Origin of the sequence: Pseudomonas sp. P5_152, assembly GCF_033989915.1 — a bacterium.
Lineage (GTDB): Bacteria > Pseudomonadota > Gammaproteobacteria > Pseudomonadales > Pseudomonadaceae > Aquipseudomonas.
This window is the reverse complement of sequence record NZ_JASFAH010000002.1, coordinates 2,183,840-2,199,810: the sequence shown is the minus strand read 5'-3', so window position 1 is coordinate 2,199,810 and position 15,971 is coordinate 2,183,840. Positions and strand designations below refer to the sequence as shown.

Annotated in this window: 12 protein-coding genes; 2 read left to right on the top strand and 10 right to left on the bottom strand. The window is 61.5% G+C overall.

All coding sequences use genetic code 11. The features are described from left to right. The gene (locus QMK50_RS09940) at positions 1-1,218 is read right to left on the bottom strand and encodes a type II secretion system F family protein (RefSeq protein WP_320333033.1); all 1,218 of its coding nucleotides are present in this window, start codon (positions 1,216-1,218) and stop codon (positions 1-3) included. A gap of 237 nt (positions 1,219-1,455) precedes the next feature. Between QMK50_RS09940 and QMK50_RS09935 the strand changes: the two genes are divergently transcribed. Both QMK50_RS09935 and QMK50_RS09930 read left to right on the top strand, forming a co-directional pair. Next, positions 1,456-1,872: a pilin gene (locus QMK50_RS09935; protein ID WP_095166551.1), complete on the top strand. Its 417-nt coding sequence runs from the start codon at positions 1,456-1,458 to the stop codon at positions 1,870-1,872. 193 nt (positions 1,873-2,065) lie between these two features. Continuing rightward, positions 2,066-2,422, top strand: coding sequence for a BON domain-containing protein (locus QMK50_RS09930; protein WP_095166553.1), 357 nt, complete (start codon positions 2,066-2,068; stop codon positions 2,420-2,422). A 172-nt stretch (positions 2,423-2,594) separates the two neighbouring features. Here QMK50_RS09930 and QMK50_RS09925 read toward each other — a convergent pair whose 3' ends face one another. From QMK50_RS09925 to QMK50_RS09885, 9 genes are all read right to left on the bottom strand, one after another. Then, positions 2,595-5,543 carry a DUF748 domain-containing protein gene (locus tag QMK50_RS09925; RefSeq protein WP_320333032.1) on the bottom strand — a complete coding sequence of 983 codons (2,949 nt, stop codon included), beginning with the start codon at positions 5,541-5,543 and terminating at the stop codon, positions 2,595-2,597. 93 nt (positions 5,544-5,636) lie between these two features. Then, positions 5,637-6,653, bottom strand: a complete 1,017-nt coding sequence (locus tag QMK50_RS09920; RefSeq protein ID WP_320333031.1) for a class I SAM-dependent rRNA methyltransferase — start codon at positions 6,651-6,653, stop codon at positions 5,637-5,639. Positions 6,654-6,739: 86 nt separating this feature from the next. Then, positions 6,740-7,609: an oxygenase MpaB family protein gene (locus tag QMK50_RS09915; protein WP_095166559.1), complete on the bottom strand. Its 870-nt coding sequence runs from the start codon at positions 7,607-7,609 to the stop codon at positions 6,740-6,742. A 54-nt stretch (positions 7,610-7,663) separates the two neighbouring features. Further along, on the bottom strand, positions 7,664-9,601 hold the full coding sequence (gene acs, locus QMK50_RS09910; protein ID WP_320333030.1) for an acetate--CoA ligase: 1,938 nt from the start codon (positions 9,599-9,601) through the stop codon (positions 7,664-7,666). 129 nt (positions 9,602-9,730) lie between these two features. After that, a complete protein-coding gene (gene pgi, locus QMK50_RS09905; RefSeq protein WP_095166563.1) occupies positions 9,731-11,395 on the bottom strand; it encodes a glucose-6-phosphate isomerase in 1,665 nt (554 codons plus the stop codon). Positions 11,396-11,675: 280 nt separating this feature from the next. Further along, positions 11,676-12,536, bottom strand: coding sequence for a pantoate--beta-alanine ligase (gene panC / locus QMK50_RS09900; protein ID WP_320333029.1), 861 nt, complete (start codon positions 12,534-12,536; stop codon positions 11,676-11,678). Further along, positions 12,533-13,333 (bottom strand): 3-methyl-2-oxobutanoate hydroxymethyltransferase, encoded by an 801-nt coding sequence (gene panB, locus QMK50_RS09895; RefSeq protein WP_159998007.1) that lies wholly within the window; start codon positions 13,331-13,333, stop codon positions 12,533-12,535. The genes panC and panB overlap by 4 nt, the downstream gene beginning before the upstream one ends. 245 nt (positions 13,334-13,578) lie before the next feature. Then, entirely contained in the window at positions 13,579-14,067 is a 489-nt protein-coding gene (gene folK, locus QMK50_RS09890; RefSeq protein WP_095166569.1) for a 2-amino-4-hydroxy-6-hydroxymethyldihydropteridine diphosphokinase, read from the bottom strand. 4 nt (positions 14,068-14,071) lie between these two features. After that, positions 14,072-15,475 carry a polynucleotide adenylyltransferase PcnB gene (locus tag QMK50_RS09885; protein WP_095166571.1) on the bottom strand — a complete coding sequence of 468 codons (1,404 nt, stop codon included), beginning with the start codon at positions 15,473-15,475 and terminating at the stop codon, positions 14,072-14,074. Positions 15,476-15,971 lie beyond the last annotated feature (496 nt).

The window sequence follows — 15,971 nt, the reverse complement described above, 5'->3', positions numbered from 1 at the left end:
TCAGATCGCCGTACCAAGTTGGAAAATGGGCAGGTACATAGCAATCACCAGCCCGCCGACGATTACCCCAAGTACAGCCATGATAAGGGGTTCCAGCAGGCTGGTCAGGTGATCGACCAGGGTCTCGACTTCGTCTTCATAGTAGCTCGCGACGTTGCCGAGCATGTCGTCCAGTGCCCCGGATTCTTCGCCAATCGCGGTCATCTGGATCGCCAGGTTGGGAAATACCCCGCTGTTGCGCATCGCCACATGCAACTGCATGCCGCTACACACGTCCTGGCGGATCACCAGCACTGCCTGTTTGAAAACCCGATTGCCCGTGGCCCCGGCCACCGAATTCAAGGCCTCCAGCAGCGGCACCCCGGCGGCGAAGGTGGTCGATAACGTGCGCGCATAGCGGGCGACCGCCGACTTGCGCAGCAGGGGGCCGACCACCGGCAGATCCAGCCAGCGCGTCTGTAGCCAGTCGCGAAACCTCGGGGAGCGGCGTTGGGTCTGGTGCACCCCCAACGCGGCAGCGAGCAGCCCACCTAGCAGCAGCCAGCCGCTGTGCCGAAGGAATTCGGCAAGCCCGATCACGCTGCGGGTCAGTGCCGGAAGCTCGGCACCAAAACCCTGGAACATCACTTCGAACTGCGGCACCACCTTGAGCAACAGGATAGCGCTGACGATCACCGCGACCAGGAGCACCGCCAGCGGGTAGGTCATGGCTTTACGCACCCGCGCCTTGAGCCGTTGAGTTTTTTCCCGGTAACTCGCCACCCGCTCCAGCAAGGTGTCGAGGGCGCCGGCCTGTTCGCCGGCGTCAATCAGGTTGCAGTAGAGCTCGTCGAAGTGTTGCGGCTTTTTGCGCAGGGCGGTGGTCAGGCTGCTGCCGGCCATCACGTCCTGCCTCAAGTCCTCCAGCAGGCCCCGCATGCGTGGGTTGTCGAAGCCTTCGGCGATGATGTCGAAGGCCTGCAGCAGCGGCACTCCGGCCTTGAGCATGGTCGCCATTTGCCGAGTGAAGAGCGCGATATCCTGGGCAGTAACCCGTTGGCCAGCGCTGAACAGGGGGGCGAATTTTTTGCGTACCTTGCCCGGGATGATGCCGCGCTGGCGCAACTGGGCCTTGATCAGGGCCGGAGTCTGCGCGCTCGATTCGCCGGACATTTTGCGACCTGTTCTATCGGTGCCTTGCCAGGCGTACAGGCTGACCTTTGCTGCTTTGACCGCCATTTCACAATCCTTGATGACATATTGGCTGTTTGCGCTGCAAAGCCTAGCCAAGGCCGGACGCTGTGGGCGCGCGCTGCAGTGACAAATAGTGTCAGTTAGTGCGGTTTTGCAAAGCCTTGGACGCGCGAAACCAGGCTTTGCTGCCCGGTTTGCAAGGGCTGGCGGACTTGGCATGGGCTGTGCGTTATCTGCTGCCGAGCATGAGCCTTCGCCTCATGCAGAAAGGGAGTTGTAGCGATGAAGGGACAAAGGGGATTCAGCCTGATCGAACTGCTGGTCGTGGTGGCGATCATTGGCATTCTGGTCACGGTGGCGTTGCCGCTGTATTCCAAATATCAGGCGCGGGCCAAGGTCACGGCCGGACTGGCCGAGATCTCGGCGCTCAAGGTGCCATTCGAAGACGTCATCAACCAGGGGGCTGATCCGACCCTGGAACGACTCGGCGCCAGCGAGATCACCAGCCATTGCACCGTCTCGGCGGCGGGCAGTGGTGCTTCCGGGCTAGGCAGCCTCGGCTGCACCCTGGTCAATGCGCCAGGTCCGGTGCTCAACCGCACTCTCACCCTTTCACGCACCGAGGCGGGCGGCTGGAGTTGCGCGACCACGGTAGCTGCGGACTACTCCCCCAAAGGCTGTACCACCAGCGAGGGCTGATTCCGGCAACTTGCATGTCGAGAATGTCCGGGTCATGCAAATTGCATGATTTCGGGTTTTTGATTATTTTTTAAGTTATTGATAATTAAGGAATTATTCCGAAGGTCAAAGTTGGCACAGCGTTCGCACTATTACCGGTAACCCTGCTGAGAAGGCAAACAGCAGACTTTCTGGAAAAACAGGAGTTACCCGTATGAAGAAGTTCGCTATCGCTACCGCAACTGCTACCGCTCTGACCCTGACTCTGGCCAACGCAGCTTTTGCGCAGACCACCCAAAACACCCAGTCGCCAATGGTGCTGGCTGCCGGTGAAGTGACCGAGGCGAAGGAAGCGACTTCCGACACCTGGATCACCACCAAAGTGAAGGCTGACCTGGTCACCGAGAAAGGCATTCCGGGTACCGATATCAAAGTCGAAACCAACAAAGGTGTGGTATCGCTGTCTTCCACCACTGCGGTGACCGAGTCGCAGAAAGCCACTGCGGTGAAAATCGCGAAAAACATCAAGGGCGTCACTGCCGTATCGGCTGACGGTCTGAAAGCCGAGTAAGGCGCAGGCTTCTCGCCTGGACTGGGAGAAGAAGCGGCAGGTGAGCCGAGTCATGCACCTGTCGCGACTCTAGTGTTCATGCGACCGACCACAGGGATGTGGTCTCCACAGGCCCCGACATTCGTGTCGGGGCCTGTTTTATTGGGCTGCGATAAAGTTGCGCGAGCCTTGGTTACTCAGCGTCCAGGTGCAGCGGCGTGATGACTCGGCCGTCACTTTCGGCCTGACCCAGGTTGGCGTCGATGAAGTACACCCGGTCATCGGCCAGTTGGCCCTTGTCCACCAGGTAGTCCTTGATGCTGCTGGCGCGGTCCTGGCCCAGTTGACGCAACAGCACATCGCTGCCCGCCCAGAACGTGATGACCCCTTCACGCATTTTTGCGGCGCGCTCTTCCTTGCCCAGGTCCTTCCATTCAGCCGGTGGTTGGGTTTTCAGGCGAGTGCGGTAGATCCCTTCGAGCAACGGAGTTTTTTCCCCTTCCGGGACTTCCAGCAATGAAGCCTGGGCCGGTACCTTGTCGCCGCGACGCTGGAGAATCTTGTAGTAGTTGTACTGGTACTCGCGCTCCAGGCGCTGCTCGGCAATCAACGGGCCGTCACTGCTTTGCGCGGCGGTGCCTTCGATTTCCAGGCGCAGGGCCGGGCGCTCCTTGAGGGCGCTGGCCAGTTTGACCAGTGCGCCCTCGGCATCCTTGCTCAGTTCGCTGGAGCCCGGTGCGAAGGACACGGTACCCAGGTCTTCGGAACCGCCGCCGGCGACCAACCCGCCGATCAGTTTGAATGGCGCAGCCGCCGCTTTTACGATCAGGTTGCGCAGGGTTTGCCAGACAATCGGCATCACACTGAACTGGGGATTGTTGAGGTCGCCAGTGACCGGCAGTTCGATGGAAATCTTGCCGTCGACGTCCTTGAGCAAGGCCACGGCCAGTTTCAGCGGCAGGCTGACCGCATCCGGGCTGTCGACTTTCTCGCCCAGCTCCAGCTGCTCGACCACCACTTTGTTATCCGCCTTGAGCTGGCCCTTGGTGATCCGGTAATGCAGGTCGAGATTGAGGCGACCCTTACGGATCCGGTAGCCGGCGAATTTGCCGGAGTAAGGGGTCAGGGTCGTCAGCTCGACTCGTTTGAAGCTGGTGGCGATATCCAGTGCCGCCATTGGGTCGAACGGATTGACGCTGCCCTTGATGGTCACCGGAGCGTAACGATCGACCTTGCCTTTGACGTCCACCGAGGCCGGCTTGGCCTGGCGACTGTCGATGGTGCCGATCTGGCCATTGAGTTGTTGGATCGCGGTGGCGAAGTTCGGCGTCAGGCTGAAGTCGGCAAAGTTCGCCGAACCGTCGTTGATCGCAATGCCACCGATGTGAATGCCCAGCGGCTTGTCCTGGCTGGTGGCAGGTTTGCCTGCCGTGGTTTTCGCCGTGCTGTCGGCCGGTTGCGGGATCAGCAGGTCGTCGACGCTGGTGGTCCGGTCATCGTTGATCATGAACCGCACGTAGGGCTGCTGCAGGTTGATTCGATTGATCGACAGGCTGTCGCCGTGCTGATAGTTCAGCCCTTCGACCATGACCTTCTGCCACTTCAGGAAGTCACGGGATTTGAGGGTGTCGAGGGTGTGCAACTGGTCGACTTGGGCCTTGCCGGTGACGTTGAAGGCCAGGGGCTCGGTGCTCTTGAGATTGACGGCCAGGTCGCTGCCGAGCATCCCGGAGCGCAATTCCAGAAGAATGAACGGGCTGATGTAGGACTGGGCGACCCGCAGGTCGATGTCCCGGGTCTGTACGTTGAGCCGGGCGCTGACCGGGGCCAGGTTGACTTCGCCGTCGGCCATCAGCTTGCCTTGCTTGCCCACGCCGGTATCGAGCTTGAGGGTAAAGGGCGAGCCATTGAGACTGTCGAAATTTTTCAGGTCCAGGTTCAGCGGGCCGACCTCCAGCGCCACCGCCGGTTTGACTTGGCGATCGGCCAGGTGCACCTGGTAATTGCGCAGCTCGACATCCTTGAGCAGCACCTGCCAGGGTTTGCTCGGCGCAGCGGGCTCGGGTTTAGGTGAGTCGGCCGCCGCCGGTGCATCCACCGCTTCGGCCTTGACCGCCGGCTTGGCTGGCTGGCTGGCGAACAGCTTCTGCCAGTCGAGTTGGCCATCGGCTTCGCGGGCGGCCCAAGTCTCCAGTTTCTGGCTGCGGATCTTGCCGACAATCACTTGTTGTTTAGCCAGGTCGATGCTGGTTTCGCTGATGTCCAGGCGTTCGAGACGGGCGAGTGGCCGGCCATCCGGGGCCTTGATGGCAAAGGGGGCGATGCTGGCCGAGGTGTTGCTCAGCAGCAGTTCGGTTTCCTTGGACAGGTTGAGCTTGTAATCGGTGCTGAGGCTGACCGTGCCTTCTTCAAGCACCAGTGGCAGCGCGTCGCGCACATAGGGCCAAAGGGCTTTCATCTTGCCATCGGTGATTTTCAAGCTGCCTTCGGACGTGATGGGCACCAGGCTGATCTTGCCGCTCCAGTCGATCTGACCACCGGCCGGACCAATCGCTACCAGGTTCATGTCGGCATTGTCTTCCGGCAAGGTGCTCAGGTTCTTGAGCTCGAAATCCAGTTTGTCGTAGAGGAATTCGATGGGTTCGCTCGGCCGCAAGTCCTGGAAGTGGATGTAGCCACGGGCCAGGTCGATACGGTCGATGCGCAGTGGGAAAGGCTTGGCCTCGGGGTCGGCCGGCGTCGGTTCACTGGCCGGCAACTTGAACAGCTGGGTGAGGTTCAGGGTGCCGTCCTTGCTGAACAGCACCGAGGTTTTTGGCTTGTCCAGTTGCACATCGGCGAGGTGCAAGGCGCGGGTCCAAAGGCTGTCGATCTGCAGGTCGGCGTACAAACGCTCGAAGCCGACGTGCTCCTTGCCTGGCTCGCCGATGTTCAGCCCCCACAGGGTCAGCTCCAGGCTGAACGGGTTGAACTCGATGCGTTGGATGCTGGCTGGCACCGCTGCGTAATTGGCCAATTGTTGATTGGCGATCCGCAAGGCGATACCCGGCAGAATCAGAAAGCCCAGCAAGCTGTAGAGGGCCAGAGCAGTCAACAAGGCGCCGATGGCGCGAATCAATCCTTTGGGCATGTGTGGCTTCATCTGTCTGAATCGGAGTGCCTTGGAGTATGGCATGCGATTCTGGTTCCGAAGCAATGACCTCGATCAGGATTATTCAGATTCCGGCGCCGCGACTCAGAGCTGCAGGATCAGGGTCTTGAGTGGTGGTTGCTGATCCATCGACGGGAAATCGGCGGCTGGCGGCAACACTGTGCATTCGCGCACCGGGCGCCCGGCCTTCTCCGCGCACCGCAGGACCTGCTCACGCCAGTCGTCCATGCTGACTTTCGCCAGGTTGTTGCAGCAGATCAGTACGCCATTGTCCGCGGTGCTGAGCAGCGCCGGTTTCAGCAGGCTCTGGTAGTCGCGCAGCAGGTCGACGGTGCCGAACGCGCTTTTCGCCCAGGCCGGTGGGTCGAGCAACACCAGGTCGTACTGGCGCTGTTCCAGGCGTGGATAGCTGGGCAGCTTTTGCCCGCGGCGCTGGCTGATCGGCAGGCCGGCCAATTGACGGATTGCCGGGAAATAGTCGGACTGGACGAACTGCATGCTCGGCAACTGCGGATTGAGCTGGCCGTTTTCCCGGCCTACCGCCAGGTTGCCCTCGGCGAAATCCAGGTTGCACACTTCGCGCGCGCCACCGGCGGCGGCACTCAGGCCGACCCCACAGGTGTAGGCGAACAGGTTCAGCACACTCTTGCCCTGGCTGTGTTGCTTGACCCAGCCACGGGCATTGCGCAGGTCGAGAAACAGCAGCGGATCCTGCCCGGCGTGGCGCCCGCGCACCCGATAGTTCAGGCCCCACTCGTGGCCGACCATGTCTGCCAGCGCGGCCTCGTCGGCGCCGTACACGGTGTCTTCCCGGTCGATGCGCGAATTGCCCCGGGAGCGGTCGTTGTAGACCAGCAGGGTGTCGAGGCCCAGCTGTTGATTGACCGTGGCGTGCAACGCCAGCAGGTCGTCGCGCTCCAGCGCCTGGTGAAAGCTCTGCACCAGCAACTGCGGACCGTAACGGTCGACGGTCAGGCCGCCGGCGCCTTCCTGGCTGCCATGGAACAGGCGGTAGCAGTCGGTGCCTTGCTGGTGAAGCTCGGCGAGCAAGTCTTGGCGATGATCGAGGGCGGCGCGCAGCGCCTGATTCAAGGAAGACATGCGTAGCGCCTTGCAGGGGGAATTGGGCGCGAGAGTTTAACAGCTATGGGGCTTCTCTGGAGGTGCGAGCACGTTTGCTCCCGTACCTACAACAGCCCCATACGTCGCTTGGCGCGCTGCACCGAGCCATTACGCACCGCCCAGCGCAGCATCGGCGCACTGCGGTTGATGCTGGCGCGGATCAGTTGGCGTTGCAGTGCGCTCTGGCTGACGTCGAGCATGGCGCTGGCCCAGTCCGGCAGCAGGTCGATCCCGGCCTGCATCATCAGCCCGCCGAAAGGTTTGGCGAGACGACTGGGGGCGGGGGCGTTCAACAGCAGGCGCAATACTTCCCGACTGCGTTCGTCGCACAGCAGTTGTGGACGGATCCGTTGCAGGTAGTCGGCGACTTGCTGGCGCGAACGCGGCACCTCACGGGCGCCCAGGCGCTCAGCGACCAGCGCGATCTCGGCGTAGTAGCGGTCCTGGTCGGCGCCTGAGAGATGCGGATTGCGGTAGCGCAGGTGAGCGGCGAGAAAGTTGCTGACTTCGGCCACGTGCACCCAGGTCAGCAGGTCCGGGTCGCTGGCGGCGTAGGCACGGCCATCGGGGGCGGTGCCGACCACTTGCAGGTGGATGGTGCGCACTTTTTCGATCAGCCACTCGGCGTCCTGCCGTGAGCCGAAGGTGGTGCCGGAGATGAACTGCCCGGTGCGGCGCAGGCGCCCGAGCATGTCCTGGCGAAAGTTCGAATGGTCCCAGACCCCGGCCAGCGCCAGCGGGTGCAAGGCTTGCAGCATCAAGGCACTGATGCCGCCGATGAGCATGCTGCTGAAGTCCCCGTGGACCTGCCAGCTCACCGAGTCGGGGCCGAACAGGCCGGGATCGCCCTTGGGGTTCTCCAGGTCGAGCTTGCCCAGGGACAGTCCGCTCAGGCTCATGATCTGGGTTTCAATGCGGGTACGGATGAATTCCATGACAACTCGTTAGCAACAACAGAAAAAGGCTGCGGCCCACCGGCCGCAGCGGACTCATTGATTCAGGCGCTTGTCGATCAGCCCCGCGACCACACTCGGGTCAGCCAGGGTCGAGGTGTCGCCGAGGCTGTCGAGTTCATTGCAGGCGATCTTGCGCAAGATACGCCGCATGATCTTGCCTGAGCGGGTTTTCGGCAAGGCCGGCGCCCACTGGATCAGGTCCGGCTTGGCGAAGCTGCCGATTTCCTTGCTGACATGGGCCAGCAATTGTTGTTTCAGGGCTGCGTCGGGCTCGATGCCGTTCATCGGGGTAACGAAGGCGTAGATGCCCTGGCCTTTGACGTCGTGGGGGTAACCGACCACCGCCGCCTCGGCAATGCTGTCGTGCAGCACCAGGGCGCTTTCGACTTCGGCGGTGCCGATCCGGTGCCCGGAAACGTTGATCACATCGTCGATGCGCCCGGTGATCCAGTAATCGCCGTCCTCATCCCGGCGAGCGCCGTCACCGGTGAAGTAGTAGCCGGGGTAGGGCTTGAAGTAGGTATCGAGCATTCGCTGCGGGTCGCCGTAAACGCTGCGGATCTGCGCCGGCCAGCTGGACTTGAGCGCCAGTACGCCACTGCCGGGGCCGCTGATTTCCTGGCCTTGCTCATCGAGCAGCACCGGCTGTACACCGAACATTGGTTGTGTGGCGCAACCGGGTTTTATCCGTTGTGCGCTGACCAGCGGGCTGAGCATGATGCCGCCGGTTTCGGTCTGCCACCAAGTGTCGACGATCGGGCAGCGTTGTTCGCCGACGGCATTGAAATACCATTCCCAGGCTTCCGGGTTGATCGGTTCGCCGACGCTGCCCAGCAAGCGCAGGCTGCTGCGCGAGCTGTCCTGCAAGGGCGCGGAGCCTTCACGCATCAAGGCGCGCAACGCGGTGGGGGCGGTGTAGAAGATGTTGACCTGGTGTTTGTCGATGACGTGCCAGAAACGCGAGCTGTTGGGGTAGTTGGGCACGCCTTCGAAGATCAGGGTGGTGGCGCCGTTGGCCAGCGGGCCATAGACGATGTAGCTGTGGCCGGTGACCCAGCCGACGTCGGCGGTGCACCAGAATACTTCGCCGTCGCGGTAGTCGAGCACGTACTTGAAGGTCATCGCTGCTTGCAGCAGATAGCCCCCGGTGGTGTGCAGCACGCCTTTGGGTTTACCGGTGCTGCCGGAGGTGTAGAGAATGAATAGCGGGTCCTCGGCGTCCATCGGCTGGGGCGGGCACTGTGCGCTGGCATCGTGCACGGCCTGGTGATACCAGAGGTCGCGGCCCTCCTGCCAATTGACCTGGCCCTGGGTGCGCTGGACCACGATCACCGTACTGACAGCGGGGCAACTGAGCAGGGCCTGGTCGACGTTGTGTTTGAGCGGCACGCTCTTGCCGCCGCGCACGCCTTCGTTGGCGGTGATGACTGTGCGGCAGTCGGCATCGAGGATGCGGTCGCGCAGCGAGTCCGGGGAAAAACCGCCGAACACCACCGAATGCACGGCACCGATGCGCGAGCAGGCGAGCATCGCGTAGGCGGCTTCAGGGATCATCGGCATGTAGATGCACACCCGGTCGCCTTTTTTCACGCCGCGGCTTTTCAGCACGTTGGCCAGGCGGCAGACGTGGTCATGCAGTTGTTGGTAGGTGATCTGTTGCGAGTCGGCGGGGTCGTCGCCTTCCCAGATGATCGCGGTCTGTTGACTGCGCTTGGCCAGGTGACGGTCGATGCAGTTGTAGCTGACGTTGAGCTGGCCGCCGACGAACCATTGGGCTTGGCCAGTCTTGATATCGCAGCGCTGGACGGTCTGCCAGGGCTGGGACCAGTCGAGAAATTGTCTGGCCTGTTCGGCCCAGAAGCTATCGGGATGATCGATGGACTGGCGGTACAGGCGTTGATAGTCGTCCTGACTTAATTGCCCAGCCCGGCGGACGGCATCGGCTTTGGGGAATGTGCTGATATCGAACATGACGGTTCCTTATTCTTGTCTTGGCCACAAGAGATAAAGATGCGCCGAGTGATCAATGGGTTCAAGTCATGCGCTAAAACGCCTGTGGGAGCAAGCTCGCTCCCACAGGGGTAGTAGCGGGGCTTCAGATCAGCCGCGGTGACGCCCGCGGAAGTAGTTGATCAAGCCCTGGGTCGAGGCATCGTCGGCGGGGGCTTCTTCGCTGCCCACCAGACGGTTGTAGACGCCTTTGCCCAGTTCCTTGCCCAGCTCCACGCCCCATTGGTCGAACGCGTTGATGCCCCAGATAACGCTCTGCACGAAGACCTTGTGTTCGTACATCGCGACCAGTGCGCCGAGGCGTCGTGGGCTGATGCGCTCGACCACCAGGGTGTTGCTCGGACGGTTGCCCGGGATCACCTTGTGCGGCGCGAGTTTCTCGATCTGCTCTTCGCTCATGCCCTTGTCACGCAGCTCGGCTTGCGCTTCGCCCAGGGTCTTGCCGAGCATCAGCGCCTGGCTTTGCGACAGGCAGTTGGCGTACAGCCACTGATGGTGGTCCGCTACCGGGTTGAAGCTGACGATCGGCACGATGAAGTCGGCCGGGATCAGTTGGGTGCCTTGGTGCAGCAACTGGTGGTAGGCGTGCTGACCGTTGCAACCTACGCCACCCCAGATCACCGGACCGGTATCGGTGGACACGGGCGTACCGTCCTGGCGCACGCTCTTGCCGTTGGATTCCATGTCCAGTTGTTGCAGGTGCTTGGTGATGTTGCGCAGGTAGTGGTCGTACGGCAGGATCGCGTGGCTCTGTGCGCCCCAGAAGTTGCCGTACCACACGCCCAGCAAGGCCAGCAGCACCGGCATGTTCTGTTCGAACGGTGCGCTCTGGAAGTGCTGGTCCATGGTGTAGGCACCGGACAGCAGTTCCTTGAAGTTGGACATGCCGATCGCCAGGGCAATCGGCAGGCCGATGGCCGACCACAGCGAGTAACGACCGCCAACCCAGTCCCACATCGGGAAGATGTTTTCTTCGCGGATGCCGAAAGCCACGGCGGCCGCGTTGTTGCTCGAGACCGCGATGAAGTGGCGATACAGCTCGGCTTCCGAGCCACCCTGGGCCAAGTACCAGGCGCGAGCGGCCTGGGCGTTTTTCAGGGTTTCGAGGGTGTTGAAGGATTTCGAAGAAACGATGAACAGCGTGGTCTCGGCGCGCAGCTTCTGGGCCAGTTCGTGGAACTCACTGCCGTCGATGTTCGCCAGGTAGTGGCAGCGCACGCCTTTCTGGGCGTAGGACAGCAGGGCTTCGGAGACCAGCTCCGGGCCGAGGAACGAGCCGCCGATACCGATGTTCACCACGTCGGTGATCGGTTTTTCAGTGTAGCCGCGCCACAGGCCGTCATGGATACGCCCGACCATGTCGGTGATCTGGTTCAGCACCTTGTGCACTTCCGGCATCACGTTGACGCCGTTGACCGACAGCTTGTCGCCCACCGGACGACGCAGGGCAGTGTGCAGCGCTGGGCGGCCTTCGGAAGCGTTGACGATTTCGCCGCTGAACAAGGCCTTGATGGCGTCCTGCAGGCCGGCTTCATTCGCCAGGCCCACCAGCAGGTTGCGGGTTTGCTCGTTGATCAGGTTTTTCGAGTAGTCGAGGAACAGCCCACAGCTGCTCAGGGTGAATTGGGTGAAACGCTGCGGGTCGGCATTAAACGCTTCACGCATGCTGAAATCCTGCATGGCTTGGCGGTGATCATTCAGCGCCTGCCAGGCTGGCAGAGCGGTAACGTCTTGAGGGTTGCGGTAGTACGCCATCGCTGCGGGTTTCCTTTTACTTGAACTGCCTTTAGGACACTGAAAAGCCCGGAACATCCTGCCGGGCGGCAGATATTATCCGGTAAAACTACGAAGACATGATTAAAAAACGCAGGCCGACAACAGTAAACCTTGAGGGGGGTATCTGTCTTGGCTTTGTGGTGGCAGCGAGCTTGAACTGGTCAGCTTGCTCGCGATGAGGTCGTCAGATTCTATATCTCATTGACTGACATGCCGTCATCGCGAGCAAGCTCGCTCCTACAGGGGGGGCGTGCGGGGTTTAGGCGGGGGTATCGAGGTTCAGGTGCAGGTTGTCGATCAGGCGGGTGGTGCCGAGGAAGGCAGCCACCAGGATCACCAGGTCGCGATCTTCGGGGGTCGCCGGGCGCAGGTTTTGTGCGTGGCGAATCTCCAGGTAATCAGGACGCAATCCGGCCGCTTCAAGTTGCTTGAGCTGCGCCTGGAGCAACGCCGGATAATCGCGTCGACCTTGCTCGATGGCGTCGGCAATGCCTTTCAGGGTGCGATACACCACGGGTGCCACGGCCCGTTGTCGCTCATCGAGGAAGCCATTGCGCGACGACAGGGCCAGGCCATCGGCGGCGCGTACAGTCGGCTCGCCAATGATCTGGATCGGCATGTTGAGGTCATGCACCAGTGCGCGGATCACCGCCAGTTGCTGGAAGTCTTTCTGGCCGAACACTGCGAGGTCCGGCTGGACCATGTTGAACAGCTTGCTGACTACCGTCGCCACGCCTTCGAAATGCCCGGGACGGCTGGCGCCGCACAAGCCTTCTGCCAGGTTGGGGACACTGACGCGGGTCTGGCCGGACATGCCGTCGGGGTACATTTCCTCGACGGTCGGCGCAAACAGCAAGTGGCAACCGGCTTGCAGCAGTTGTTCCTGATCGCCGGCCAGGGTCCGCGGGTACTTATCCAGGTCTTCGCCCGCACCGAACTGCAGCGGGTTGACAAAGATACTCGCGACTACGAAATCCACCTGCTGGGCGGCCTTGGTGACCAGGGCCATGTGGCCGCTGTGCAGGTTGCCCATGGTCGGGACGAAGCCGATGCGCTTGCCTTCGCTGCGCGCGCGGGCGACCGCGGCACGCAGTTCAAGTACGGTGTTGACGGTGATCATGCAGAAAATCCGTGTTCAGCACCCGGGAAGGTCACGGCTTTGACTTGCGTGACGTAAGCGCTGAGGGCCGCCTGGATGCTCTCTTGGCCGGCCATGAAGTTCTTCACGAACTTGGGTGCGCGGCCGGTAAGCGATAGGCCGAGCATGTCGTGCAGCACCAACACCTGGCCGTCGGTACCGCTGCCGGCACCGATGCCGATCACCGGGATCTTCACCGCCTGGGAAATTTCCAGGGCCAGTTCGCTTGGCACACATTCGAGCAACAGCATCGAGACTCCGGCCTGTTCCAGGGCAATGGCGTCGGCACGCATCTGCCGTGCCTGGTTCTCGTTGCGACCCTGGACCTTATAGCCGCCCAGGATGTTCACCGCCTGCGGTGTCAGACCCATGTGCGCGCACACCGGAACCCCGCGCTCGGCCAGCAAGCGAATCGAATCGGCCAGCCACAGTGCGCCTTCGACCTTGACCATGTGCGCGCCGGCCTGCATCAGCTGGGCGCTGTTGATCATGGTTTGCTCGGTCGTCGCATTGGCCATGAACGGCAGGTCGGCGAGGATCAGTGCATCAGTGTTGCCGCGCTTGACGCAGGCCACGTGGTACGCCATCTCGGCCGTCGTGACGGGCAGGGTGCTGTCATGGCCTTGCAACACCATACCAAGGGAGTCGCCCACCAGTAACACTTCAACACCGGCCTCATTGCAGGCGTGGGCAAAAGTAGCGTCGTAGCAGGTCAGCATGGTGATCTTTTCACCTTTCTGCTTCAGGGACTGCAGGGTGGTGAGAGTAATAGCTGGCATGAAAAGGATCCTCGTTCAGGCGCTTGGAAAACTACTGCGAGTAACGCGCGTGATTCTTCATGGACTCAGGCGCACGGTCTTTTGTCGTGCTTGAAAAGCCTGGATTGCGCCCTTGGTGCCGGGTTGGCGGCAGCGGGACGCCTATAGTCGTGATGAGAACTCGGGAAGTCAATTGGATGTGTTACCGCCTGGGTGTTACCGGCGTTACTGATGCGATTCAGCAGAGTGCGGTGCGCTCTGTAGGATTAATCGCCGGTGGCCAGGCGATCCAGGCCGACAAACGGGCAGGCTGCCAGCAGGTCGCTCAAGCGACGGCCGTCCGCCAGTTCCAGTTGGGCGGGGGCCAGCTCAGCCAGGGGGTAGAGCACAAAGGCCCGTTCCTGCATCTGGTAGTGGGGGACCTTGAGGCGTGGCTCGTCGATGAGGCGGTCGCCGAACAGCAGGATGTCCAGGTCGAGGGTGCGCGGGCCCCAGCGCTCAAGGCGTTCGCGGCCTTGCTGGTTTTCGATGGCTTGCAGCGCATCGAGCAGCTCGAGGGGCGCGAGGGCACTCTCCAGCGCCGCTACGGCGTTGGTGTAGCGAGGCTGGCCTGGCAGCAGGGAGTCGCTTTGATAGAAGGCCGAGACCCCAGTCAGTTGAGTCTTGGGCAACTGCGTCAACGCCTGTACAGCGTTGCGCAGTTGCTCTTGCGGGGCCGCGAGGTTGCTGCCCATGCCGATGTAGATGCGTTCCATCGACTTACTCGCCTGAAGCGCTCGTGCCGTCAGCGGCACGTTTGCGCTTGGCACCACCGGTGCGGCGACGTTTGCGTGGGGCTGCGCCGGCACTTTCATCCTTGCCGCTGAGGTCGCGAATCATGTCCCGGCGTTCGCTGTCGTTGGCGTCCTGATAGTCCGTCCACCATTCGCCCAGGCCGTTGGTCTGTTCGCCGGCGCTTTCGCGCAGCAGCAGGAAGTCGTAGCCGGCACGGAAGCGTGGGTTGTCCAGCAGCAGGTCGGCGCGTTTGCCGCTGCGGCGGGGCAGGCGTTCCTGCATGTCCCAGATCTCGCGGATCGGCATGGTGAAACGTTTGGGAATGGCAATCCGTTGGCACTGCTCGGCGATCAGTTCGTGAGCGGCTTCCTGCATGGCCGGGATCGGCGGCATGCCACGGTCCTGCAAGCGCAGGACCCGGGCCGGCAGCGCAGGCCACAGCAGGGCGGCGAACAGGAAGGCTGGGGTCACCGGCTTGTTCTGCTTGATCCGCAGGTCGGTGTTGATCAGCGCTTCACTGATCAGGGTGTGGGTGTAGGTCGGGTTGTGCTCCAGTGCATCGGCGCTGGCCGGGAACAATGGATCGAACAATTGCAGGTCGACCAGCATTTCAAAGGTGTCAGCGGCATGCCCCGAAAGGAACAGCTTCAACACTTCTTCGAACAGGCGTGCCGACGGGATTTCCCGCAGCATGGGGGCCAGGTCGCGGATCGGTGCGGCCGTGTGCTTCTCGATACCGAAGTTCAGCTTGGCGGCAAAACGCACCGCTCGCAGCATGCGTACCGGGTCTTCCTGGTAGCGCTGGGTCGGGTCGCCGATCAGGCGGATCAGGTGGTTGCGAATATCGTGTACGCCGTTGGCGTAGTCGAGGATGCGCTCACTGACCGGATCGTAGTAGAGGGCATTGATGGTGAAGTCGCGACGTTGCGCGTCTTCTTCCAGGGTGCCGTAGACGTTGTCGCGCAAAATGCGCCCGCTTTCGTTACGCGAGGACTGGTTGCTGTCTTCCTCTTCGTCGTTTTGCGGGTGATTGGCGCGGAAGGTCGCCACTTCGATGATTTCGCGGCCAAAGTGGATGTGCACCAACTTGAAGCGACGGCCAATGATGCGCGCGTTACGAAACTCGGCGCGAACCTGTTCTGGTGTGGCACTGGTGGCGACGTCGAAATCTTTGGGCGTGATGCCAAGCAACATGTCACGCACACAGCCACCGACCAGGTAAGCCTGGTAACCGGCGTTCTGCAGGCGCTCGACGATATTCACTGCGTAACGGCTGAATTGGCCCTTTTGCAGCGAATGTTGGCCGCTGTTGAGCACTTCAGGCGTGCTGCGAATGTGTTGCGTATGACGCTTGGGAGAACGGAATGACTGGAACAGCTTCTTCAGCATGGGATGCACTGTTTGAAGGAATGTTCGGCCATAACCAAGAATGACCGCATGATGGGCCGGGATTCTAGCATTTAGTCGAGGGATGGTGTAGGAAGCTGCGCGGTTCTCTGTAGCAGCTGTCGAGCCATGCGAAGCAGCGTTCGCCGGCGAAGCCGTCGTGAAGGCGGGAATTGTGCAGTGTCGGTCGGCTAAACGGCAGAAACTACAAGGGGAGCCGAAGCTCCCCAAGAAGTAGTTGCGTGCTCTATTTTTATTATGGGTTTCGGGCTTCTTGTTTTTGTGTCGCGCCCATGTCATGAGGTTTTCCCTGCATGACCCTCCCAATCGGGAGCCAAGAGCAAACGGATTGCTTTGATCGCTGTGTTGCAATGATCTATCGATCCAACCAGTTCAGGCTCTGCCTTAGGGCAGTTTTTGTTGTTCTCGGCCTGGTTGTGGGGCAAGCCCCAAATACAACGCCTCTCCAAAAGAATCAGTTAGCTACGCCTCTCGCCGT

Bases quoted from the DNA above. Each gene is read 5' to 3' on its own strand.
- QMK50_RS09940 (WP_320333033.1), bottom strand. From the start codon at position 1,218: ATGGCGGTCAAAGCAGCAAAGGTCAGCCTGTACGCCTGGCAAGGCACC.
- QMK50_RS09935 (WP_095166551.1), top strand. From the start codon at position 1,456: ATGAAGGGACAAAGGGGATTCAGCCTGATCGAACTGCTGGTCGTGGTG.
- QMK50_RS09930 (WP_095166553.1), top strand. From the start codon at position 2,066: ATGAAGAAGTTCGCTATCGCTACCGCAACTGCTACCGCTCTGACCCTG.
- QMK50_RS09925 (WP_320333032.1), bottom strand. From the start codon at position 5,543: ATGAAGCCACACATGCCCAAAGGATTGATTCGCGCCATCGGCGCCTTG.
- QMK50_RS09920 (WP_320333031.1), bottom strand. From the start codon at position 6,653: ATGTCTTCCTTGAATCAGGCGCTGCGCGCCGCCCTCGATCATCGCCAA.
- QMK50_RS09915 (WP_095166559.1), bottom strand. From the start codon at position 7,609: ATGGAATTCATCCGTACCCGCATTGAAACCCAGATCATGAGCCTGAGC.
- acs (WP_320333030.1), bottom strand. From the start codon at position 9,601: ATGTTCGATATCAGCACATTCCCCAAAGCCGATGCCGTCCGCCGGGCT.
- pgi (WP_095166563.1), bottom strand. From the start codon at position 11,395: ATGGCGTACTACCGCAACCCTCAAGACGTTACCGCTCTGCCAGCCTGG.
- panC (WP_320333029.1), bottom strand. From the start codon at position 12,536: ATGATCACCGTCAACACCGTACTTGAACTGCGTGCCGCGGTCGCCCGC.
- panB (WP_159998007.1), bottom strand. From the start codon at position 13,333: ATGCCAGCTATTACTCTCACCACCCTGCAGTCCCTGAAGCAGAAAGGT.
- folK (WP_095166569.1), bottom strand. From the start codon at position 14,067: ATGGAACGCATCTACATCGGCATGGGCAGCAACCTCGCGGCCCCGCAA.
- QMK50_RS09885 (WP_095166571.1), bottom strand. From the start codon at position 15,475: ATGCTGAAGAAGCTGTTCCAGTCATTCCGTTCTCCCAAGCGTCATACG.